Raw genomic sequence first — 21,407 nt, forward strand, 5'->3', positions numbered from 1 at the left:
TGATCGTTCCGATCGCGATGGAAGAAAAGCTGCGCTTCGCTATCCGCGAAGGCGGCCGTACCGTCGGCGCCGGCATCGTCGCTTCTATCGTCGAGTAATTTCACGACGTTGAAATTCAGACCGGCGGCGGTGTAACCCACACCGCCGCCGGGCTTTTAGTAAAAAAGCCTGGCGGCGTTGCATTTTTAGTGCTTGAAAAATTCGGTGAAAGCGCGTAAACGCGCATTCACACTCACCCGCTGGATTCGCAAGCAATTGCGGAGCGCGGTGTTTTAGCAGTACAGACTACTGAAATGATTGGGGTGCGACGCGCATCCCTCTCGATTTTTGAAAATCTGCGGCGCCACGATCAATAGAAGTTCATGTGTTTCCGCGTGCGGAAACGAATAACAAAGAACAAGGACAAGACGAATGAACGGCCAGAATATCCGTATCCGCCTCAAGGCGTTCGATCACCGGATCCTCGATGCCTCTACCCGTGAAATCGTGTCGACCGCAAAGCGCACCGGCGCCAGCGTTCGCGGCCCGGTTCCGCTCCCCACCCGCATCGAAAAGTTTACCGTCAACCGCTCTCCTCACGTTGATAAGAAGAGCCGTGAACAGTTCGAAATGCGGACGCACAAGCGTCTTCTCGATATCGTTGACCCCACCCCGCAGACCGTCGATGCTCTGATGAAGCTTGACCTGGCTGCCGGCGTTGACGTTGAAATCAAGCTCTAAGACTGGCCTGACCTCATCCAAGTGAGGGCCATATAACAAGGAAGGTACGTGGAGAAATCCAACGGCTTCCAATCCGGAGACCGGAAACATCGTGAGATGTCGAAGGGCACTCCTTAACAAAGGCCAAAAAGGGTTTTCCCTTCAAGGCTCGCAAGAGGATGAACCAATGCGTTCAGGTGTGATTGCACAGAAAGTGGGTATGACCCGCGTCTACAACGACGCTGGTGAACATATTCCAGTAACAGTATTGCGGATGGATAACGTACAAGTCGTTTCCCAGCGCACGGAAGACAAGAATGGCTACACCGCAGTTCAGCTCGGTGCCGGCCAGTCCAAGGTCAAAAACACGACGAAGGCGCTTCGCGGTCATTTTGCCGCTGCCAATGTCGAACCGAAAGCAAAGCTCGTCGAGTTCCGGGTTTCCCCCGAGAACCTGATCGATATCGGTGCAACACTGACCGCAACTCATTTTCAGGCCGGCCAGCTGGTCGACGTAACGGGAACCACGATCGGTAAGGGTTTTGCCGGTGCTATGAAGCGTCACAACTTCGGTGGTGGTCGCGCTTCGCACGGTAACTCCGTATCGCACCGTGCGCACGGTTCGACTGGTAACAACCAGGATCCGGGCCGCGTGTGGAAGGGCAAGCGCATGGCTGGTCATATGGGCCAGACGCGCGTTACGACCCAGAACCTCGAAGTCGTTTCGACCGATGAAGACCGTGGCCTGATCCTCGTTAAGGGTGCAGTTCCCGGTTCCAAGGGCGCCTGGATCATCGTCCGCGACGCCGTCAAGTCGGCCGCGAAGTAAGGGAGCCTTATCATGGAATTGAACGTCAAGACCCTCGAGGGAAAAGACGCCGGCAAGGTTTCTCTGTCGGAAGAGATTTTCGGCCTCGATCCCCGTCAGGATATCCTGGCCCGTATGGTTCGCTGGCAGCTTGCAAAGAAGCAGCAGGGAACGCACAAGACCAAGACCCGTGCGGAAGTTTCCCGTACTGGTGCGAAGATGTACAAGCAGAAGGGTACGGGCCGCGCTCGTCACCATTCGGCTCGCGCACCGCAGTTCCGCGGCGGCGGCAAGGCCCACGGCCCGGTCGTTCGCAGCCACGCACACGACCTTCCCAAGAAGGTTCGCGCGCTTGCTCTGCGTCACGCCCTGTCTGCAAAGCTGAAGGCTGAAGATCTGATCATCGTCGATCAGCTCGTCGCGTCCGAAGCAAAGACCAAGGCTCTGCTGGGCAGCTTCGCTTCGCTTGGCCTGACCAACGCTCTCGTTATCGGTGGCGCAGAACTTGATGGCAACTTCAAGCTCGCAGCTCAGAACATCCCGAATGTGGACGTTCTGCCGGTTCAGGGCATCAATGTTTACGACATCCTGCGTCGTGGTAAGCTCGTGCTTTCCAAGGCTGCTGTAGAGGCTCTGGAGGAGCGGTTCAAATGACGGATCTTCGCCACTACGATGTGATCGTATCTCCTTCGATCACGGAAAAGTCGACGCTGGTATCCGAACAGAACCAGGTCGTATTCAACGTCGCCAAAAGCGCTTCCAAGCCTGAAATCAAGGCTGCCGTGGAAGCTCTCTTCGGCGTCAAAGTCACGGCTGTGAACACGCTTATCCGCAAGGGTAAGACCCGTCGTTTCCGTGGGTTCGCCGGTAAGCTGAAAGACGTCAAGAAAGCCGTCGTTACGCTCGCCGAAGGTCAATCCATCGACGTGTCCACCGGACTCTAAAGGTTAGGCCCAAGCGGGCAAAGACCCAAAAGGGAACAAGAATATGGCATTGAAAAGTTTCAATCCGACCACGCCAAGCCAGCGTCAGCTGGTTATCGTGGACCGCGCTTCGCTCTACAAGGGCAAGCCGGTAAAGGCTCTCACCCAGGGCCTCAGCTCCAAGGGTGGCCGCAACAACCAGGGCCGGATCACCGTCCGGTTCCAGGGTGGTGGTCACAAGCGGACCTACCGTCTGGTGGACTTCAAGCGTCGCAAGTTCGACGTTGAAGGCACCGTTGAACGTTTGGAATACGACCCCAACCGCACCGCGTTCATCGCGCTGGTTACGTATACCGACGGCGAACAGGCTTACATTCTCGCGCCACAGCGTCTCGCTGCCGGTGACAAGGTGATCGCCTCCGACAAGGCAGTGGACGTGAAGCCCGGCAACACCATGCCGCTTCAGTACATTCCGGTCGGTTCGATCATCCACAACGTCGAGATGAAGCCAGGTAAAGGCGGTCAGATTGCCCGCTCCGCCGGTACGTACGTCCAGCTCGTCGGCCGCGATGCCGGTATGGCTATCCTGCGTCTCAACTCGGGCGAACAGCGTCTGGTGCACGGCTCCTGCCTCGCATCGATCGGCGCAGTTTCGAACTCCGATCACGGCAACACTAACGACGGCAAGGCCGGTCGTTCGCGTTGGCGTGGCAAGCGTCCGCACGTTCGCGGCGTCGTCATGAACCCGGTCGACCACCCGCACGGTGGTGGTGAAGGTCGCACGTCGGGTGGTCGTCACCCGGTTACTCCGTGGGGTAAACCCACGAAGGGCAAGCGCACCCGTTCGAACAAGTCGACCGACAAGTTCATCATGCGTTCGCGCCATCAGCGCAAGAAGTAAGAGGAGAAGTCTCAAGTGGCTCGTTCAGTTTGGAAAGGTCCGTTTGTTGACGGCTATCTTCTCACTAAGGCTGAGAAGGTGCGCGAAAGCGGACGCAATGAAGTAATCAAGATCTGGAGCCGTCGCTCCACGATCCTGCCGCAGTTCGTCGGATTGACGTTTGGCGTCTACAACGGCAGCAAGCATGTGCCCGTCTCTGTCAATGAAGACATGGTCGGACACAAGTTCGGTGAATTCTCTCCGACCCGTACCTATTATGGTCACGGCGCGGACAAGAAGGCAAAGAGGAAGTAATCATGGCGAAGGCTAAGACCGAACGCCGGCTGAAGGACAATGAGGCTCAGGCCATTGCCCGTACGCTCCGCGTCAGCCCCCAGAAACTGAACCTGGTTGCCGCTCTTATCCGTGGCAAGAAGGTAGATCGCGCTCTCGCCGAGCTCGAATTCTCCCGCAAGCGCATCGCAGGGACCGTCAAGAAGACGCTCGAATCTGCGATTGCCAATGCGGAAAACAACCATGACCTCGACGTCGACGCTCTCGTCGTCGCCGAGGCCTATGTTGGCAAGTCCATCACCATGAAGCGTTTCCACGCTCGTGGCCGTGGTCGTGCATCCCGCATTGAAAAGCCGTTCTCTCACCTCACGATCGTTGTTCGTGAAGTTGAGGAAAAAGGGGAGGCCGCATAATGGGTCAGAAAATCAATCCGATCGGCTTCCGCCTCGGCATCAACCGTACCTGGGATAGCCGCTGGTACGCTGACACCGCTGAATACGGCAAGCTGCTGCATGAAGACCTGAAGATCCGGGCTTACCTGATCAAGGAACTCAAGCAGGCCGGTATCGCCAAGGTTGTCATCGAGCGTCCGCACAAGAAGTGCCGCGTTACGATCCATTCGGCTCGTCCGGGTCTCATCATCGGCAAGAAGGGCGCGGACATCGAGAAGCTTCGCAAGAAGCTTTCTGAGATGACCAACTCCGAAACGCACCTCAACATCGTTGAAGTGCGCAAGCCGGAAATCGACGCGACTCTCGTCGCTCAGTCGATCGCCCAGCAGCTCGAGCGCCGCGTGGCTTTCCGCCGTGCGATGAAGCGTTCGGTTCAGTCCGCAATGCGTCTTGGCGCCGAAGGCATCAAGATCACCTGCGGTGGCCGTCTCGGTGGCGCCGAAATCGCTCGTACCGAATGGTACCGTGAAGGACGCGTTCCGCTGCACACGCTGCGTGCGGACATCGACTACGGCACAGCTGAAGCGGAAACCGCGTTCGGCATCTGCGGCATCAAGGTCTGGATCTTCAAGGGCGAAATCCTTGAGCACGATCCGATGGCCTCTGAGCGTCGTGGTCTCGAAGGCGATGCTCAGGGCCCTGCAAGCCGTGAGCGTGGCGATCGTCCCGATCGTCGTCGCGAAAACGCTTGATTGACGCTGGCGAAAGATAAGCTCGGAGAAGTAAGAAAATGTTGCAGCCAAAGCGTACTAAGTACCGCAAGCAGTTCAAGGGACGCATCAAGGGCGTCGCCAAGGGCGGCTTTGACCTGGCATTCGGTGAATTCGGCTTGAAGTCGCAGGAACCGAACCGCGTGAACGCACGCGAGATCGAAGCGGCCCGCCGCGCGATCACGCGTTACATGAAGCGCGCAGGTCGTGTGTGGATCCGCGTATTCCCTGACGTTCCGGTAACGGCAAAGCCGACCGAAGTTCGTATGGGTAAGGGCAAGGGTTCGGTCGAATACTGGGCATGCAAGGTCAAGCCCGGTCGTATGATGTTCGAGATCGACGGTGTGTCCGAGGAGATCGCCCGCGAGGCGCTTCGTCTCGGCGCTGCCAAGCTCTCGGTCAAGACGCGCTTCGTACAGCGCATCGCAGAGTAAGGAGCAAGGCACATGAAAGCCGATGAAGTTCGCGGCCTCAGCGCCGACCAGCTCAAGGACAAGCTCGCCGATCTGAAGAAGGAGCAGTTCAACCTGCGCTTCCAGAAGGCGACTGGCCAGCTGGAGAAGTCCTCGCGCATCAACGAAGTCCGCAAGGACATCGCCCGCGTTAAAACCATTGCCCGCCAGAAGGCGGCAGAAGCCAAGGCCTAAGGAAAAATAATATGCCGAAACGCATTCTGCAGGGCGTCGTAGTGTCCGACAAGAACGAGAAGACTGTTGTAGTCCGAGTTGAGCGCCGATTCGCTCACCCGCTGCTCCAGAAGACCGTTCGCCGTTCGAAGAAGTACAAGGCACACGACGAAAACAATCAGTATAAGGTCGGCGATGTCGTTTCCATCGAGGAATGCGCACCGATCTCCAAGGACAAGCGCTGGACGGTCGTTTCCGCCCAGGCTTAATTTCATCAGAATCGCGCCAGGTCTCTTGTACTTGGCGCGAAATACTGTATGAAGCACCGCAAGGACGCTCGTGAATCGAGCGTCTTTTGCTTTGATGCGCACGGAAGGTCCTTCGGGAAACCACCCTGTCACGACATTTCCGCGCAAAAAAAGAGACATTCATAAGCTGGGGCAGGGGGCTCACTCGGGAGAGTTTGCCCAACCGTTCCGGTAACAACAAGAAGGCGACCTGACATGATTCAGATGCAAACAAACCTCGACGTGGCGGATAATTCCGGCGCACGTCGTGTCATGTGCATCAAGGTGCTGGGCGGCTCGAAGCGCAAATATGCTTCTGTTGGCGACATTATTGTCGTTTCCATCAAGGAAGCTATTCCGCGCGGCCGCGTCAAGAAGGGCGATGTGATGAAGGCGGTTGTCGTTCGCACCGCCAAGGACATCCGTCGCGCTGACGGCAGCGTCATCCGTTTCGATAACAACGCAGCCGTTCTTATCGACAACAAGAAAGAGCCCATCGGCACCCGTATCTTCGGACCGGTTCCGCGCGAACTTCGCGCCAAGAACCACATGAAGATCATCTCGCTGGCTCCGGAAGTACTGTAAGGAGCGTATGCGATGCAGAAAATTCGTAAAGGCGACAACGTTGTCGTATTGACCGGTAAGGACAAGGGCCGTACCGGCGAAGTAATCCAGGTTTTGCCGAAGGAAGATCGGGCCGTTGTGCGTGGCGTTAACATGGTGAAGCGTCACCAGCGCCAGACCCAGGCTCAGGAAGCTGGCATCATCAACAAGGAAGCGTCCTTGCACATCTCCAACATTGCCATCGTCGATAAGGATGGCAAGCCGACCCGCGTTGGCTTTACTGTTGTAGACGGCAAGAAGGTCCGCGTGGCCAAGCGTTCGGGAGAAGTGATCGATGGCTGATAAGTACGAGCCGCGTCTCAAGACGGAGTACGTTTCCCGTATCCGTGGCGCCATGCAGGAGAAGTTCTCCTACGCCAACGTGATGATGATCCCGAAGCTTGAAAAGATCGTGATCAACATGGGTGTTGGCGAGGCAACTGCCGACTCCAAGAAGCCAACCATTGCTGCCGGTGACCTGGCTGCGATTGCCGGCCAGAAGCCGGTTGTTACCCGCGCTCGCAACTCGATCGCTGGTTTCAAGGTTCGCGAAGGCATGCCGATCGGTGCGAAGGTTACCCTTCGTGGCGCCCGCATGTATGAATTCCTTGATCGCCTGGTCAACATCGCGCTGCCGCGCGTTCGCGACTTCCGGGGTCTGAACCCGAAGAGCTTTGACGGCCGTGGCAACTTCGCCATGGGCATCAAGGAACACATTGTGTTCCCTGAGATCAACTACGATAAGGTTGATCAGATGTGGGGCATGGACATCATCGTTTGCACGACGGCGACGTCGGACGACGAAGCACGGGCTCTGCTTACAGAGTTCAACTTCCCGTTCCGTCACTAACCGTAACGACGAGCGTAGAAAAGGAACTCCGATATGGCGAAAACAAGCGCAGTTGAAAAGAACAAGCGCCGCCGCAAGTCGGTCGCCCAGCAGGCCACCAAGCGGGCTGCACTGAAGGCGATCGTGATGAACCAGTCCCTTCCGATCGAAGACCGGTTCAAGGCCACTCTGAAGCTCGCTTCGCTGCCGCGTGACGGCTCGAAGACGCGTATCCGCAACCGCTGCGAAGTAACGGGCCGTCCGCGCGCGTTCTATCGCAAACTCAAGATGTCGCGTATCGCGCTTCGTGAGCTGGGCAATTCCGGCAAGGTGCCGGGCATTGTCAAGTCGAGCTGGTAAGGAGACGGGCACATGACCATGACTGATCCTTTGGGTGATATGCTCACCCGCATCCGCAATGGTGCTGCTCGCCGTAAGTCTTCGGTAAGCACGCCTGCTTCCAGCCTCCGCGCACGCGTTCTCGACGTGCTGCAGGCTGAAGGCTACATTCGCGGTTATTCCAAGGTCGATTTCGAAAACGGCAAGGCCGAATTCACGATCGAACTGAAGTACTACGAAGGCGCGTCCGTGATCCGTGAGATCGGCCGCGTTTCCAAGCCGGGCCGCCGAGTTTATGTCTCGGTTAAGTCCATTCCGCAGGTCGCGAACGGCCTCGGCATCACCATCCTTTCGACCCCGAAGGGCGTGATGGCCGATCACCAAGCTCGCGAACAGAACGTTGGTGGCGAGGTTCTTTGCTCGGTCTTCTAAGACCCGAGCACGGATCTCCATAACGAACAGACAGGATTGAACAATGTCTCGTATCGGTAAAAAGCCCGTTCAGGTTCCAGCAGGTGTTACGGCCAATGTCGACGGCCAGAAGGTCACTGCTAAGGGCCCGAAGGGTGAACTGTTTTTCGTCGCTAATGACGACATCCAGCTGAAACTCGAAGATAATGGCGTTTCCGTAACGCCGGCCAACAACACCAAGGAAGCTCGTTCGAAGTGGGGCATGTCCCGCACGATGATCGAGAACATCTTCAAGGGTGTTAAGGACGGCTACGAACGCAAGCTCGAAATCAACGGCGTCGGTTACCGTGCCGCCCTGCAGGGCAAGAACCTGCAGCTGGCTCTCGGTTTCAGCCATGATGTTGTTTACGAGCCTCCGGTCGGCATCACCATTGCCGTTCCGAAGCCGACGGAAATCATCGTTTCCGGTATCAACAAGCAGCAGGTTGGCCAGGTTGCCGCGGAAATCCGCGAATACCGTGGTCCCGAGCCCTACAAGGGCAAGGGCGTGAAGTACGCTGAAGAGCGTATCGTCCGCAAAGAAGGCAAGAAGAAGTAAGGATCACGCGAAATGGCTAGCAGGAAAGAAGCACTTGCACGTCGCGCGAGCCGTGTGCGCCGCCAGATCAAGGCGGTTGCCAATGGCCGCCCGCGCCTGTCGGTTCATCGCTCGTCGAAGAACATCTACGCTCAGATCATCGATGACGTTGCTGGCAAGACGCTTGCGTCTGCCTCCACGCTCGAAGCCGATCTGCGCGGCTCGCTCAAGACCGGCGCCGACGTTGCAGCAGCAGCTGTCGTAGGCAAGCTGGTTGCAGAGCGTGGCGTCAAGGCTGGCGTCAAGGATGTCGTATTCGACCGTGGCGCATTCATCTATCACGGCCGTATCAAGGCTGTGGCAGAAGCTGCCCGCGAAGGCGGTCTGAACTTCTGAGTGCTTGACCCTTTCGATTGTTCGCAATCGAGAGAAAGGGTCACGCACCACTCAAGATCCTGCAGCGTCCTTTGCGTGTCGGTTTCGACACGCGGCGCTGCAGTTTCCGCCCTGACAACGATCCGGGCGGAATTTCACCGGACCATGCGGGTCTCTTCATCGAGGCCGGTGGTCTTTTCGTTTGCCGTTCCACCCGTAAAAGAAAAAGGACAAGGACAATGGCACAGGAAAAAAGAGGTTCTCGCGACGACCGCCAGAACCGTGAAGAACGCGATAGCGAATTCGTCGACAAGCTGGTCGCGATCAACCGCGTTGCAAAGGTTGTTAAGGGTGGCCGTCGCTTTGGCTTCGCCGCTCTCGTCGTCGTCGGCGACCAGAAGGGCCGCGTTGGCTTCGGTCACGGCAAGGCTCGCGAAGTTCCGGAAGCCATCCGTAAGGCAACCGAGAGCGCAAAGCGCGATCTGATCTTCGTTCCGCTGCGCGATGGCCGCACGCTGCATCACGACGTCAATGGCCGTCACGGCGCAGGCAAGGTTCTGCTGCGTTCGGCCAAGGCCGGTACCGGTATCATCGCCGGTGGTCCGATGCGCGCTGTTTTCGAAACGCTGGGCGTTCATGACGTTGTTGCCAAGTCGACCGGTTCTTCGAACCCGTACAACATGGTTCGCGCAACGTTCGACGCTCTGAAGCATCAGGTTCATCCTAAGGACATCGCTGCACAGCGTGGTCTCAAGTATGCGACCCTTCAGTCTCGTCGTGCCGCTTCCGGCAACGCTTCTGAAGAATAAGGAGCTGGATCATGGCCAAGAAGACTACTGAAGCCAAAAAGACTGTTACGGTCGAACAGATCGGCAGCCCTATCCGCCGCCCGGCAATCCAGCGTCAGACGCTGGTCGGTCTGGGTCTCAACAAGATGCACCGTCAGCGCACCCTGGAAGATACTCCTGCGGTTCGCGGCATGATCCGTGCGGTCCAGCATCTCGTTCGCGTCGTTGACGAGAAGTGAGACGGAGTAACCTATCATGAAACTCAATGAAATCAGAGACAACGAAGGCTCCACCAAGGACCGTATCCGCGTAGGTCGCGGTATCGGTTCCGGCAAGGGCAAGACCGGTGGTCGCGGTGTGAAGGGTCAGAAGGCTCGTTCGGGCGTTGCCATCAACGGTTTTGAAGGCGGTCAGATGCCAATCTACCGTCGTCTTCCGAAGCGCGGTTTCAACAACATTTTCGCTTCCGAATTTGCTGTTGTATCGCTCGGCCGCATTCAGACCGCCATCGACGCCAAGAAGCTCGACGCTTCCGCAACGATCGATGCTGCTGCTCTCAAGGCTGCTGGCGTTATCCGTCGCACCAAGGACGGCGTTCGCATTCTCGCTGACGGCGAACTGACGAGCAAGGTTGCTTTTGAAGTTGCCGGCGCTTCCAAGCCTGCACTCGAAAAGATTGAGAAGGCTGGCAGCTCTATCAAGCTTCTCGCAGTTGCAGCTGAAGCTTCCGAGTAATATATAGACTTCAGACGCCCGGGGCATAGTCGCTCCGGGCGTTTGCGCTCCCTGGCTTATGGTGCTCTCGATTTAAATCGATTTATTGTGGCATCATGGCAAACTCTTCGCGGTGCAGCTGTTATGCGCGCCACATGCGGCATAAAGTGCCGCAGGGAGAGCCTCACAGTTCTTGAACTTCCTTGAGGGAGGGGATAGGACATAAAAAAACAGGGTGAGGCATGATGGCGGCGCAACGCCGTGTTCGTCCGAAGCCCGTTTTTGAACCGGTATTTTTAGACCTTTCCGCATTGGCCGGTTTCGCTGGCCGGCAAGGGTCATTCGGAGAAATTTATGGCTTCAGCAGCGGAACAACTGGCTTCGAACCTGAATTTTTCGACCTTCGCTAAGGCGGAGGATCTGAAAAAGCGTCTCTGGTTTACTCTTGCCGCACTTCTCGTCTACCGTCTTGGTACCCACATTCCGCTTCCGGGTCTGAACCCAGAAGCCTATGCGCAGGCCTTCCGTGGCCAGGCCAACGGTATTCTCGGTCTTTTCAACATGTTTGCGGGTGGCGCAGTCGAGCGTATGGCGATCTTCGCCCTCGGCATCATGCCTTACATCTCCGCTTCGATCATCGTGCAGCTCATGACCTCGGTCGTGCCTTCGCTCGAAGCGTTGAAGAAGGAAGGCGAAGCCGGACGCAAGATCATCAACCAGTACACGCGCTACGGCACGGTACTGCTTGGCACCCTGCAGGCCTACGGCATCGCTGTCGGCCTTGAGAGCGGCAACGGCCTCGTGGTCGATCCTGGCCTGTTCTTCCGTATTTCCACCGTCATCACGCTGCTCGGCGGCACGATGTTCCTGATGTGGCTTGGCGAACAGATTACCTCGCGCGGCATCGGCAACGGTATTTCGCTCATCATCTTTGCCGGTATTGCCGCAGGTCTGCCCAAGGCGCTTGCCGGCACGCTGGAACTCGGCCGCACCGGTGCGCTGTCGACGACGCTCATCCTCATGGTCGTTATCGTGGCAATCGGCGTCATCGCGCTGATTGTTTTCGTGGAGCGCGCCCAGCGCCGTTTGCTGATACAATATCCGAAACGCCAGGTCGGCAACCGGATGTTCCAGGGCGATACCTCGCATCTGCCGCTGAAGCTCAACACGGCTGGCGTTATTCCCGCGATCTTCGCATCCTCGCTGCTGCTTCTGCCTGCGACGGCTGCCGGTTTTGCCGGAAACACCAACCTGCCGGGCTGGGCAACTTCGATCATCGCGTCGCTGCAGCATGGACAGCCGCTGTTCATGGCGCTCTACGGCCTGCTCATCGCGTTCTTTGCATTTTTCTACACGGCTATCGTCTTCAATCCGAAGGACACGGCCGATAACCTCAAGAAGCATGGCGGCTTTATTCCGGGCATTCGTCCGGGCGAGCGCACCGCGGAGTACATCGATTACGTTCTGACCCGTATCACGGTTGTCGGCGCTGTTTATCTTGTCTTCGTGTGTATCCTTCCTGAGACACTTATCGCACGTACGGGCATTCCATTAGCCCTTGGTGGTACTTCGCTTTTGATCGTTGTCAGTGTAACTCTGGACACGGTTGCGCAAATCCAGGGACACCTGATCGCGCAGCAGTATGAAGGACTGATCAAGAAGTCGAAGTTGCGTGGAGGAAAGAGGGGACGATGAGACTGATATTTTTAGGTCCGCCGGGTGCGGGCAAGGGAACCCAGGCCAAACGCCTGACTGACAAGTACGGGATCCCGCAGCTTTCCACCGGTGACATGCTTCGCGCTGCGGTTAGCGCGGGCACGGAAATAGGCAAGCGCGCCAAGGCCGTCATGGACGCCGGCGGGCTGGTTTCCGACGATATCGTCAATCAGATCGTTTCCGAACGCATCGAAGCTCCGGACTGTGCCAAGGGTTTCATTCTCGATGGCTATCCGCGCACCGTTCCGCAGGCCAAGGCGCTTGCCGAGAACATGCACAAGAAGAATGTCGCCCTCGATGCCGTCATCGAACTGAAGGTGGACGAGGAGGCGCTGATTCGCCGAATCGAAAATCGCGTTGCAGAGACCATCGCTGCCGGTGGCACGGTTCGTTCCGACGACAATCCGGAAGCCTTCCGCAAGCGGTTGACGGAGTATCGCGAGAAGACTGCGCCGCTGTCGCAATATTACAGCGAGCAGGGCGAACTTGTGACACTGGATGGCATGGCTGATGTCGATGCCGTCACCGCGGCCATCGAACGGGTTCTGGAAAAGGCCTCGGCCTGATGGTTGGAGCGGGATGGTGAAAACCGCAGGCGGTTTTCCCGGCAAATCCTGTGCTCCTGATACGGCGTATCCTTTGGATCGCAAAAGAATCTTGGCGGAGCCGGTTGCTTTTTAGCGCTGATTCCGTTAAACACCGCGCCAACTCGCGACATCCCAAGCGACTGGCGCGGATTTCCCTTAAGGGAGGGAAATCCGGGTTCGGTCGTTTTGACTTGTCACGGACATCAATTTTGAACTGGCGGTCGTGTCGGCCGCTCGAATGGAATCACCACTTGCCGGATGGCAACTGGAACCAAGGAGAAAAGACGTGGCACGTATCGCTGGCGTCAACATCCCGACTGCAAAGCGCGTTGTTATTGCGCTGACGTATATTCACGGGATTGGTCCGAAATTCGCGCAGGAAATCATGGACAAGGTCGGTCTTCCGGCTGACAAGCGCGTTCATCAGCTTACGGATGCTGAAGTTCTTCAGATCCGCGAAGCCATCGACCGCGACTATCAGGTCGAAGGCGATCTTCGTCGCGAGACCTCGATGAACATCAAGCGTCTGATGGACCTCGGCTGCTACCGCGGCCTGCGTCACCGTCGTGGCCTTCCGGTCCGCGGTCAGCGCACGCACACCAACGCCCGCACCCGTAAGGGTCCGGCGAAGGCTATCGCTGGTAAGAAGAAGTAATTTTCCGGTTCTCCGGAAAGGAGAGGCTGGTGCGGTCTGCGCCAGCCTTTCTGAGTTTGGCGTGAAGCTTGGAAACGGGTCGATCGCCGGTGTAGCCGCTGGTGTTACGGCGGTGAAGAGATCAATGAAAGGTATAAAATGGCCAAGGAAGCCGCACGCGTTCGCCGTCGCGAACGTAAAAATATCACGTCGGGCGTCGCGCATGTCAACTCGACCTTCAACAACACGATGATCACCATCACCGACGCACAGGGCAATGCTATTGCCTGGTCGTCTGCTGGTGCCAAGGGTTTCAAGGGTTCGCGCAAGTCGACCCCGTTTGCTGCCCAGATCGCTGCTGAAGATTGCGCGAAGAAGGCTCAGGAACACGGCATGAAGTCGCTTGAAGTTGAAGTTTGCGGTCCGGGTTCCGGCCGTGAATCGGCACTTCGCGCTCTGCAGGCTGCCGGTTTCATGATCACTTCCATTCGCGACGTGACGCCGATCCCGCACAACGGTTGCCGTCCGCGCAAGAAGCGCCGCGTCTGACGCGACCGTGGTTCGGAAATTCCGCCTTTCCTTCGGTCTGGCGGAATTTTCGTGTATCTGGCGTGTGCGCGTCGATTTCGATCGACGGACTTGCGCTCAAGAACCCACTGATGAACCGCGGAATTAGGTTCCTCTCAGTGTTTTCATGCTCGGTCCGTCACGATTGGATGGTGGCGGCGAACGGAAGGTTTAAAGATGATTCAGAAGAACTGGCAGGAACTTATCAAGCCGAACAAGGTCGAGTTCACCTCGTCCAGCCGCACCAAGGCAACGCTCGTTGCCGAGCCGCTGGAGCGTGGTTTCGGTCTTACCCTCGGCAACGCGCTGCGTCGCGTTCTGTTGTCTTCTCTGCGTGGTGCCGCTGTTACGGCCGTGCAGATCGACGGTGTCCTGCACGAATTCTCCTCCATCCCCGGCGTTCGGGAAGATGTGACGGATATCGTGCTCAACATCAAGGAAATCGCCATCAAGATGGATGGTGACGATTCCAAGCGCATGGTCGTGCGCAAGCAGGGTCCCGGTTCGGTAACCGCTGGTGACATCCAGACGGTTGGCGACATCGAGATCCTGAACCCCGACCACGTGATCTGCACGCTGGACGAAGGCGCTGAAATCCGCATGGAATTCACCGTCAACAACGGCAAGGGTTACGTACCGGCTGAGCGCAACCGCGCGGAAGATGCCCCGATTGGCCTCATTCCGGTGGACAGCCTGTATTCTCCGGTCAAGAAAGTGTCCTACAAGGTGGAAAACACCCGTGAAGGTCAGGTTCTCGACTATGACAAGCTGATCATGACGATCGAGACCAACGGTTCGGTTTCCGGCGAAGACGCCGTTGCCTTCGCCGCTCGCATTCTTCAGGACCAGCTCGGCGTCTTCGTCAACTTCGACGAGCCGCAGAAGGAAGCAGAAGAAGAATCGGTTACCGAACTCGCGTTCAACCCGGCGCTTCTCAAGAAGGTCGACGAGCTGGAACTGTCCGTTCGTTCGGCAAACTGCCTGAAGAACGACAACATCGTCTATATCGGCGACCTGATCCAGAAGACCGAAGCCGAAATGCTTCGCACGCCGAATTTTGGTCGCAAGTCGCTGAACGAAATCAAGGAAGTTCTCGCTTCCATGGGTCTGCACCTCGGTATGGAAGTACCGGCATGGCCGCCTGAGAACATCGAAGATCTCGCCAAGCGTTACGAAGACCAATACTAACAAACAAGAAGGCAGACCTTAAAGACTGCCTTTCCCCGTCAAACAGCAGATAAGTCATCTGCATGTGCCAGGAAACGGCAGGCCTTAGAGAAGGCACCTGCGTAGAAGGAGAATAGCAATGCGCCACGGTAATTCAGGCCGCAAGCTCAATAGAACCGCCAGCCACCGCAAGGCAATGTTTGCCAACATGGCTGCTTCGCTCATCACCCATGAGCAGATCGTCACCACCCTTCCTAAGGCGAAGGAAATCCGTCCGATCGTCGAGCGTCTCGTGACGCTTGGCAAGCGCGGCGACCTGCACGCTCGTCGTCAGGCGATCTCGCAGATCAAGGATCAGGACGCTGTTCGCAAGCTGTTCGACGCAATCGCTTCGCGTTACGCAACCCGCAACGGCGGCTACCTGCGCATCATGAAGGCTGGCTTCCGCCAGGGCGACAACGCGGCTCTGGCCGTTGTTGAATTCGTCGAGCGCGACGTTGACGCCAAGGGCGCAGCCGACAAGGCTCGCGTTGCTGCGGAAGCTGCTGCTGCCGAAGCTGCGTAAGGTCTGACGCCGTTCAGGCGTCGTGAATTAAAAAGCCGGGTGAGAAATCACCCGGCTTTTTTATTTTCCAAAAGAATAGTCATGAACGACGCAGATAATAACCGTCAGTGCCGTCGTCACCTTCGATCAACTCGACGGTCCGGTTGAGAAGCCGTCTAATTCCCTTACCTTCGGCACCAAATTCAGCATTGGATGTGTTCCAAAGATCTCCAATCAAGCTATCTGAAACATCAGAGCGCAACAGCGATGCAAGGAATGTATTGAGCTCATTTCGCTCCTTTTTGGTTAAGTGATACAAACCTAGAAGTAAGACGCCATCCAAGCTTTTGAACATTTCGAAGTCTTGGATCATATAGCCTGTAAATTTCAGGAATACGGGCGCGGGTGTAATGGTCTTTTTCACAATATCGGCGTTCCGAGGGTAAGCTGTATCAACATAGAAGCCATTAGGGCGGCTGGCATCGTGAACAATAAATACGCCAACTTCGTAATTTTCGCCTGTCTTGTATATCGCCCGATAGATTTTTTGGCAGGATTTACTTAATGATATCTAAGTTATTGCTCTCTATCGGCTCGATGTCCTGCAATCGTCGTTTTTAACGATGCTTGGAAAGCGCTCGCTTCACTCCGGAACGTGTATACGGGCCTTGATGTGCTTGAGTTGCGCGACAATTGTAAAGGTCATGATGACCAGCAGCGACCATGAACTCCATTTGCCGATATGGACGACGGACCAGGCGCCGATCTGATCGGGATATTTCCAGATACCGAAGAATGTGGAGATGTTTTCCGCCAGCCAGACGAAAAACCCTATCAGGACGAAGGAGAGAAGCAGCGGCATCTTTCGATCCCGATCATAGGGACGGTAGACCACTGTTGCGCGGGAATAGAGGCCGATGGCGCAGGCGGCGATGTACCAGCGGTAGTCACCGATAAAGTGGTGGGTGAAGAAGTTGGCGTAGATGGCGATACCGATCAGCGTTGCCATCCAATAGGTGGGATAATTGCGAATGCGCACATCCAGCAGGCGCCACGCCTGGATGATGTAGCTGCCGACGGCGGCGTACATGAAGCCGGAAAAGAGCGGCACGCCGAGGACCTTGCTATAGGCGAAGTCGGGGTAGGACCAGGACTGGATAGCGCTTGACGTCTTGAACACCTCAAGCGCGAAGCCGACGATATGGAACAGCAGGATGGCCTTGGCCTCGTCAAGCGTTTCCAGCCTGCTCCAGATCATGAAGAACTGGATGCCGAGTGCGACGATCAGCAGCACGTCATAACGCGGAATGCCAAATACCCCACCATGCGGCACCACGAAGATGGAAATGAAGAACAATCCCGCAAACAGGCAGGCACGGGCTTCCTTGATGCCGAAATAGAGAAATTCGATGACAAAGCGCCTGATGCCCTTGAGTTCGCCCCAAGGATAGGTATCGCACAGAAGATTGTCCAAAACCGAGAGGCGGGTTGCGGCTGGGCCTGTTGCTGTGCTCATGTTCGCGCCTCGATTTGTATCCGTTAAATTTTCATACGAAAACCGGAAGGAACTCGCATGGGTCCGTCACGCCTTTCCCCGCCTTATTTTGCCCGCATCCGGCTTTTGGCGGCGGCCATGATTGTGATCATTGGCGGTCTTTGCTTGCGGGCGTTCGGCTACGAGGTGGGATTGCCGTTCGTGGCGGTAAAATATGGCGGATCCGTGCTCTGGGGGGCGATGGTCTATCTGCTGCTGGCGGCCATCATTCCGTCCCGCTGGTACGGTTACGAGGTTCACATCGCCGTCATCGCCGTCGTCGTCGTGGAATTGATTCGGCTCGTTCATTTCCCGGCGCTGGACGCGTTTCGCGCAACGGCGGCCGGAGCTTTGCTGCTCGGCCGCGTTTTCTCGGTGTGGAATATCGTCTGTTATATCGGCGGGATCGCGGTGGCGTCCTCTACGTCCGGACGGGGCTTGCGCGCCTTGCCCGCTTCGCCGCCATGATCGAGGGCCGCACCAGCCGATACCCGAGCAACACCACCATCGTACTGATATAAAACACCGGCTCGAGCGTGATCGATTTTCGCGCCAACACGAAATGCAGTACGCCGACGATGAGCACGAGATAGACGAGCTTGTGCAGCGTGTTCCAGCGGCTGCCGAGCTTGCGGATCGACCAGCGGTTGGAGGTGAGCGCGAGCGGCAGCAGCATGACGAGCCCCGCCATGCCGAACATGATATAGGGCCGCTTGAGAATATCAGCGGCGATGGAGCTGAAGACCAGGCCGCGGTCCAGAACCAGATAGACGCTGAAATGTGCCAGAACGTAATAGAAGGCGATCAGTCCCAGCGCCCGGCGATAGGCGATGAGGTTTATGTTGAAGAGATCGCGCAGCGGCGTCACCAGCAAGCCGAGGCATAGAAAGCGCAGTGCCCAGATGCCGAGCAGGTGCTCGAAATCCTTGACCGGATTGAAGCCGAGGCCGCCGGTTGCGGCGAGGTAAAAATACCAGAGGCCGGGACCGAGGCCGATGACATAAAGCGACCAGATGGCTGCCGGCTGGTAACGCTTCGGCAGTGAGGGAAGCGAAAAGGCGAGGGCCATGATCAGTAATTCGCCTTTAGATCGAGGCCGGTATAGAGGCTTGCCACCTCGTCGTAGCCGTTGAACATCAGGGTAGGGCGGTTCTGGGTGCCGAAAAAGCCGCCTTCGCCGATGCGCTGTTCCGTTGCCTGGCTCCAGCGCGGATGGTCCACATGCGGATTGACGTTGGAATAGAAACCGTATTCGCGGGCGTTGGAGTTTTTCCACGTCGTTTCCGGCTGTTTCTCGACAAGCGAAATACGGACGATGGATTTGATGCCCTTGAAGCCGTATTTCCAGGGAACGACGAGGCGAATGGGTGCGCCATTCTGGTTCGGCAGGGTTTCGCCGTATAGTCCGACGGCGAGAATGGTCAGAGGATGGCGGGCCTCATCTAGGCGCAGACCCTCGACATAGGGCCAGGACAGAGGCTGGAACAGGCCGCTCTGGCCCGGCATTTCCTCCGGCCGCACCACGGTTTCGAAGGACACGTATTTCGCGCTGCCGAGTGGCTCCACCTTGTCGAGAAGTGCGGCGAGAGGGAAACCGATCCACGGAATGACCATCGACCAGCCCTCGACGCAGCGCATGCGATAGGTGCGCTCCTCTAGCTGATATTTCATCAGCTCTTCGATGCCAAATTCCTGCGGTTTGGAGACAAGGCCATCCACCTTCACCGTCCATGGGGTGGGCTTGAACTTGCCGGAATTTTCCTTCGGGTCGGATTTGCCCACTCCGAACTCATAGAAATTATTGTAGCTGGTGACGGCATCGAGCGGGGTGAGCTTCTCGTCCAGCTTGTAGGCGCCTGCTTTGGCAGCAAGCGGAGTGGCGACAGCCTCGCGGCCGGAAAGCCCGATTGCCGCAAGCCCCGCCGCCGTGCCCAGGAAGCCACGTCTCGAGAGGTAGATATTCTTCGGCGTGATTTCTCGTGCCGGGATGAGGGGCGGACGATAGGCGGGCATTTCAACCTCCACAAAAGCCGGGTGCATCGGCGATAAATCGATTATGATAGGCTATACGGCCGCTGCACAGATATGTTTCAGCACTCTGCGCAAAAACAGCGGTCGGGCGGCAAAAATCGCGCATTTGTGATGACGGGCCGCGCGAATTGCAACATTCAAACCGGGCGTACCGTACCGAACCGTACTGTTTTGCCCGAAGGTGACAGTGACAGGGCTTACGGTTTGCGCTAGAAAAACCGCAAAATAGGGCGAGGGCATTTTGACCGCGGTGCGGGAATGCGCTCTTCTGCCCAAGAGATCGAGGAAAACACCATGCCAGTCTATCGCTCCAGAACGACAACCCACGGCCGCAACATGGCGGGCGCGCGCGGCCTATGGCGCGCCACCGGCATGAAGGACAGCGATTTCGGAAAGCCCATCATCGCGGTGGTCAATTCCTTCACGCAGTTTGTGCCGGGCCATGTGCATCTGAAGGATCTCGGCCAGCTCGTTGCGCGTGAAATCGAAGCGGCCGGTGGCGTTGCCAAGGAATTTAATACCATCGCTGTTGATGACGGCATCGCCATGGGCCATGACGGCATGCTTTATTCGCTGCCGTCGCGCGAAATCATCGCTGACTCGGTCGAATACATGGTCAATGCCCATTGCGCCGACGCGATGGTGTGCATCTCCAACTGCGACAAGATCACCCCCGGCATGCTGAATGCGGCGATGCGCCTCAACATTCCCGCCGTATTCGTTTCCGGTGGTCCGATGGAAGCGGGCAAGGTCGTTCTGCATGGCAAGACGGTCGCGCTCGATCTGGTTGACGCCATGGTCGCAGCTGCGGACGACAAGATTTCCGATGAGGACGTCAAGATCATCGAGCGTTCCGCTTGCCCGACCTGCGGTTCCTGTTCCGGCATGTTCACTGCCAATTCCATGAACTGTCTGACCGAGGCGCTAGGCCTGTCATTGCCCGGCAATGGCTCGACGCTTGCCACCCATTCGGACCGCAAACGCCTGTTCGTCGAGGCCGGTCACCTGATCGTCGATCTGGCGCGCCGTTATTACGAGCAGGACGACGAGACCGTTCTGCCGCGCACCATTGCCAACAAGGCTGCGTTTGAAAACGCCATGTCGCTGGATATCGCCATGGGCGGTTCCACCAACACGGTGCTGCATATTCTGGCGGCAGCGCATGAGGGCGGTGTCGATTTCGGCATGGAAGACATCGACCGTCTTTCCCGCAAGGTTCCCTGCCTTTCCAAGGTCGCGCCTGCCAAGCAGGACGTGCACATGGAGGACGTTCACCGCGCCGGCGGCATCATGCGCATTCTCGGTGAGCTGGATCGTGGCGGTCTCCTCAACCGCGATACCTACACGGTGCACGAGGCGACGTTGGGCGACGCCATCGACCGTTGGGACATCACCCGCACCAACAGCGAAACCGTGCGGCAGTTCTTCAAGGCTGCCCCCGGCGGCGTGCCGACGCAGGTGGCCTTCAGCCAGTCGTCGCGCTGGGACGATCTGGATACGGACGGTGAAAACGGCGTTATCCGCTCGGTTGAAAAGCCCTTCTCCAAGGATGGCGGTCTGGCCGTGCTTTATGGCAACATCGCTCTTGATGGCTGCATCGTGAAGACGGCGGGTGTCGACGAATCCATCCTGAAATTCAGCGGTCCGGCGGTTGTTTACGAAAGCCAGGACGCGGCGGTGAAGGGTATTCTTTCCAACGAGGTCAAGGCAGGTGATGTCGTCGTCATTCGTTACGAAGGACCGAAGGGCGGCCCCGGAATGCAGGAAATGCTCTATCCGACCAGCTACCTCAAGTCCAAGGGCCTCGGCAAAGCCTGCGCGCTGATCACCGACGGACGTTTTTCGGGCGGCACATCCGGCCTGTCCATCGGCCATGCCTCGCCGGAAGCGGCGCAGGGCGGCGCTATCGGCCTCGTGCGTCAGGGCGACTTGATCGAGATCGATATTCCCAACCGCACGATCAACCTCAAAGTTACGGATGCGGAACTGGCAGCCCGCCGCGCCGAGCAGGATCAGCTCGGCTGGAAGCCTGCGGAGTTCCGCAAGCGCAACGTCACGACAGCGCTGAAGGCCTATGCGGCTTTTGCGTCCAGTGCCGACAAGGGTGCTGTTCGGATTTTGCCGGAGTAATCTGGCGGGCAGGGTCCTACATTGCAGGCAGCCTGAGCCGCTCTTCTGAGCGGCTTTTTCTTGTTCTGACCCAGATTACGCGCGTTGTTAAGAAACAGATTCAATTGCCTCAGAGCTTGATTCTCCAAGCTCGCGCAACACGTTGTTTCTGAAACGCAAATTCTAAACCATCCGGCCGTCCA

Annotated in this window: 33 protein-coding genes and 1 pseudogene; 30 read left to right on the forward strand and 4 right to left on the reverse strand. The window is 57.3% G+C overall.

Annotated features, from left to right (window positions below; all coding sequences use genetic code 11):
• The 28 genes and pseudogenes from ASD46_RS26380 to rplQ all read left to right on the forward strand — a co-directional run.
• Window positions 1–98 (forward strand): annotated as a pseudogene (locus ASD46_RS26380) (elongation factor Tu); the annotation flags it as partial.
• A 313-nt stretch (window positions 99–411) separates the two neighbouring features.
• Window positions 412–720: a 30S ribosomal protein S10 gene (rpsJ, locus tag ASD46_RS08880; protein WP_003507767.1), complete on the forward strand. Its 309-nt coding sequence runs from the start codon at window positions 412–414 to the stop codon at window positions 718–720.
• Window positions 721–886: 166 nt separating this feature from the next.
• Window positions 887–1,528 carry a 50S ribosomal protein L3 gene (gene rplC, locus ASD46_RS08885; protein WP_003516149.1) on the forward strand — a complete coding sequence of 214 codons (642 nt, stop codon included), beginning with the start codon at window positions 887–889 and terminating at the stop codon, window positions 1,526–1,528.
• 12 nt (window positions 1,529–1,540) lie between these two features.
• Entirely contained in the window at window positions 1,541–2,161 is a 621-nt protein-coding gene (rplD, locus tag ASD46_RS08890) for a 50S ribosomal protein L4 (RefSeq protein WP_025593949.1), read from the forward strand.
• Window positions 2,158–2,451 carry a 50S ribosomal protein L23 gene (locus ASD46_RS08895; RefSeq protein ID WP_003495178.1) on the forward strand — a complete coding sequence of 98 codons (294 nt, stop codon included), beginning with the start codon at window positions 2,158–2,160 and terminating at the stop codon, window positions 2,449–2,451. The genes rplD and ASD46_RS08895 overlap by 4 nt, the downstream gene beginning before the upstream one ends.
• A gap of 43 nt (window positions 2,452–2,494) precedes the next feature.
• Complete coding sequence (gene rplB, locus ASD46_RS08900; protein WP_003516146.1) at window positions 2,495–3,331, forward strand: 50S ribosomal protein L2; 837 nt, start codon at window positions 2,495–2,497, stop codon at window positions 3,329–3,331.
• Between the two features lie 15 nt (window positions 3,332–3,346).
• Complete coding sequence (rpsS, locus tag ASD46_RS08905) at window positions 3,347–3,625, forward strand: 30S ribosomal protein S19 (protein WP_003507772.1); 279 nt, start codon at window positions 3,347–3,349, stop codon at window positions 3,623–3,625.
• Window positions 3,626–3,627: 2 nt separating this feature from the next.
• On the forward strand, window positions 3,628–4,017 hold the full coding sequence (gene rplV / locus ASD46_RS08910) for a 50S ribosomal protein L22 (protein WP_003495184.1): 390 nt from the start codon (window positions 3,628–3,630) through the stop codon (window positions 4,015–4,017).
• Complete coding sequence (rpsC, locus tag ASD46_RS08915) at window positions 4,017–4,748, forward strand: 30S ribosomal protein S3 (RefSeq protein ID WP_003516138.1); 732 nt, start codon at window positions 4,017–4,019, stop codon at window positions 4,746–4,748. Before rplV ends, rpsC begins: the two co-directional genes overlap by 1 nt.
• 38 nt (window positions 4,749–4,786) lie before the next feature.
• Window positions 4,787–5,200 carry a 50S ribosomal protein L16 gene (gene rplP, locus ASD46_RS08920; RefSeq protein ID WP_003516136.1) on the forward strand — a complete coding sequence of 138 codons (414 nt, stop codon included), beginning with the start codon at window positions 4,787–4,789 and terminating at the stop codon, window positions 5,198–5,200.
• Window positions 5,201–5,212: 12 nt separating this feature from the next.
• Entirely contained in the window at window positions 5,213–5,413 is a 201-nt protein-coding gene (gene rpmC / locus ASD46_RS08925; RefSeq protein WP_003495193.1) for a 50S ribosomal protein L29, read from the forward strand.
• 11 nt (window positions 5,414–5,424) lie between these two features.
• Complete coding sequence (gene rpsQ, locus ASD46_RS08930) at window positions 5,425–5,661, forward strand: 30S ribosomal protein S17 (protein ID WP_003495195.1); 237 nt, start codon at window positions 5,425–5,427, stop codon at window positions 5,659–5,661.
• Window positions 5,662–5,895: 234 nt separating this feature from the next.
• Window positions 5,896–6,264, forward strand: coding sequence for a 50S ribosomal protein L14 (rplN, locus tag ASD46_RS08935; RefSeq protein WP_003495199.1), 369 nt, complete (start codon window positions 5,896–5,898; stop codon window positions 6,262–6,264).
• A 12-nt stretch (window positions 6,265–6,276) separates the two neighbouring features.
• Window positions 6,277–6,585 (forward strand): 50S ribosomal protein L24, encoded by a 309-nt coding sequence (rplX, locus tag ASD46_RS08940; RefSeq protein ID WP_003516133.1) that lies wholly within the window; start codon window positions 6,277–6,279, stop codon window positions 6,583–6,585.
• Window positions 6,578–7,132: a 50S ribosomal protein L5 gene (gene rplE / locus ASD46_RS08945; protein WP_003495201.1), complete on the forward strand. Its 555-nt coding sequence runs from the start codon at window positions 6,578–6,580 to the stop codon at window positions 7,130–7,132. Before rplX ends, rplE begins: the two co-directional genes overlap by 8 nt.
• A gap of 33 nt (window positions 7,133–7,165) precedes the next feature.
• On the forward strand, window positions 7,166–7,471 hold the full coding sequence (gene rpsN, locus ASD46_RS08950) for a 30S ribosomal protein S14 (RefSeq protein ID WP_003495202.1): 306 nt from the start codon (window positions 7,166–7,168) through the stop codon (window positions 7,469–7,471).
• A gap of 12 nt (window positions 7,472–7,483) precedes the next feature.
• Window positions 7,484–7,882 (forward strand): 30S ribosomal protein S8, encoded by a 399-nt coding sequence (gene rpsH / locus ASD46_RS08955; RefSeq protein ID WP_003516131.1) that lies wholly within the window; start codon window positions 7,484–7,486, stop codon window positions 7,880–7,882.
• A gap of 43 nt (window positions 7,883–7,925) precedes the next feature.
• Entirely contained in the window at window positions 7,926–8,459 is a 534-nt protein-coding gene (gene rplF / locus ASD46_RS08960) for a 50S ribosomal protein L6 (protein ID WP_003516129.1), read from the forward strand.
• A gap of 12 nt (window positions 8,460–8,471) precedes the next feature.
• Window positions 8,472–8,834, forward strand: coding sequence for a 50S ribosomal protein L18 (gene rplR / locus ASD46_RS08965; RefSeq protein ID WP_003516127.1), 363 nt, complete (start codon window positions 8,472–8,474; stop codon window positions 8,832–8,834).
• Between the two features lie 218 nt (window positions 8,835–9,052).
• On the forward strand, window positions 9,053–9,622 hold the full coding sequence (gene rpsE, locus ASD46_RS08970; RefSeq protein ID WP_003516126.1) for a 30S ribosomal protein S5: 570 nt from the start codon (window positions 9,053–9,055) through the stop codon (window positions 9,620–9,622).
• A gap of 11 nt (window positions 9,623–9,633) precedes the next feature.
• Complete coding sequence (rpmD, locus tag ASD46_RS08975) at window positions 9,634–9,840, forward strand: 50S ribosomal protein L30 (RefSeq protein ID WP_003495212.1); 207 nt, start codon at window positions 9,634–9,636, stop codon at window positions 9,838–9,840.
• Between the two features lie 16 nt (window positions 9,841–9,856).
• Complete coding sequence (gene rplO / locus ASD46_RS08980) at window positions 9,857–10,336, forward strand: 50S ribosomal protein L15 (RefSeq protein WP_003516125.1); 480 nt, start codon at window positions 9,857–9,859, stop codon at window positions 10,334–10,336.
• Between the two features lie 333 nt (window positions 10,337–10,669).
• On the forward strand, window positions 10,670–12,010 hold the full coding sequence (secY, locus tag ASD46_RS08985; protein ID WP_003516124.1) for a preprotein translocase subunit SecY: 1,341 nt from the start codon (window positions 10,670–10,672) through the stop codon (window positions 12,008–12,010).
• Entirely contained in the window at window positions 12,007–12,597 is a 591-nt protein-coding gene (locus ASD46_RS08990) for an adenylate kinase (protein ID WP_003516123.1), read from the forward strand. Before secY ends, ASD46_RS08990 begins: the two co-directional genes overlap by 4 nt.
• Before the next feature lie 307 nt (window positions 12,598–12,904).
• The gene (gene rpsM / locus ASD46_RS08995; protein WP_003516122.1) at window positions 12,905–13,273 is read left to right on the forward strand and encodes a 30S ribosomal protein S13; all 369 of its coding nucleotides are present in this window, start codon (window positions 12,905–12,907) and stop codon (window positions 13,271–13,273) included.
• A 138-nt stretch (window positions 13,274–13,411) separates the two neighbouring features.
• Window positions 13,412–13,801: a 30S ribosomal protein S11 gene (rpsK, locus tag ASD46_RS09000; protein WP_003495225.1), complete on the forward strand. Its 390-nt coding sequence runs from the start codon at window positions 13,412–13,414 to the stop codon at window positions 13,799–13,801.
• Between the two features lie 195 nt (window positions 13,802–13,996).
• Window positions 13,997–15,007 (forward strand): DNA-directed RNA polymerase subunit alpha, encoded by a 1,011-nt coding sequence (locus ASD46_RS09005; RefSeq protein ID WP_003516121.1) that lies wholly within the window; start codon window positions 13,997–13,999, stop codon window positions 15,005–15,007.
• Between the two features lie 118 nt (window positions 15,008–15,125).
• Complete coding sequence (gene rplQ / locus ASD46_RS09010) at window positions 15,126–15,551, forward strand: 50S ribosomal protein L17 (protein ID WP_003495230.1); 426 nt, start codon at window positions 15,126–15,128, stop codon at window positions 15,549–15,551.
• 79 nt (window positions 15,552–15,630) lie between these two features.
• Here rplQ and ASD46_RS09015 read toward each other — a convergent pair whose 3' ends face one another.
• Window positions 15,631–15,954, reverse strand: a complete 324-nt coding sequence (locus tag ASD46_RS09015; RefSeq protein WP_025593945.1) for a hypothetical protein — start codon at window positions 15,952–15,954, stop codon at window positions 15,631–15,633.
• 219 nt (window positions 15,955–16,173) lie between these two features.
• Window positions 16,174–17,046 (reverse strand): DUF817 domain-containing protein, encoded by an 873-nt coding sequence (locus tag ASD46_RS09020; protein ID WP_025593944.1) that lies wholly within the window; start codon window positions 17,044–17,046, stop codon window positions 16,174–16,176.
• Window positions 17,047–17,103: 57 nt separating this feature from the next.
• Here ASD46_RS09020 and ASD46_RS09025 point away from each other — a divergent pair, with 57 nt between their 5' ends.
• Window positions 17,104–17,532 carry a DUF2809 domain-containing protein gene (locus ASD46_RS09025; RefSeq protein ID WP_025593943.1) on the forward strand — a complete coding sequence of 143 codons (429 nt, stop codon included), beginning with the start codon at window positions 17,104–17,106 and terminating at the stop codon, window positions 17,530–17,532.
• Here the strand turns inward: ASD46_RS09025 and msrQ are convergent.
• Both msrQ and msrP read right to left on the reverse strand, forming a co-directional pair.
• Window positions 17,486–18,133: a protein-methionine-sulfoxide reductase heme-binding subunit MsrQ gene (gene msrQ, locus ASD46_RS09030; protein WP_060642093.1), complete on the reverse strand. Its 648-nt coding sequence runs from the start codon at window positions 18,131–18,133 to the stop codon at window positions 17,486–17,488. The genes ASD46_RS09025 and msrQ overlap by 47 nt on opposite strands.
• A gap of 2 nt (window positions 18,134–18,135) precedes the next feature.
• Complete coding sequence (msrP, locus tag ASD46_RS09035; protein WP_025593942.1) at window positions 18,136–19,077, reverse strand: protein-methionine-sulfoxide reductase catalytic subunit MsrP; 942 nt, start codon at window positions 19,075–19,077, stop codon at window positions 18,136–18,138.
• A gap of 312 nt (window positions 19,078–19,389) precedes the next feature.
• Between msrP and ilvD the strand changes: the two genes are divergently transcribed.
• The gene (gene ilvD, locus ASD46_RS09040; protein ID WP_013636431.1) at window positions 19,390–21,225 is read left to right on the forward strand and encodes a dihydroxy-acid dehydratase; all 1,836 of its coding nucleotides are present in this window, start codon (window positions 19,390–19,392) and stop codon (window positions 21,223–21,225) included.
• Window positions 21,226–21,407: the final 182 nt, after the last annotated feature.

This window comes from Rhizobium sp. Root491 (assembly GCF_001427205.1).
Classification (GTDB): domain Bacteria; phylum Pseudomonadota; class Alphaproteobacteria; order Rhizobiales; family Rhizobiaceae; genus Agrobacterium; species Agrobacterium tumefaciens.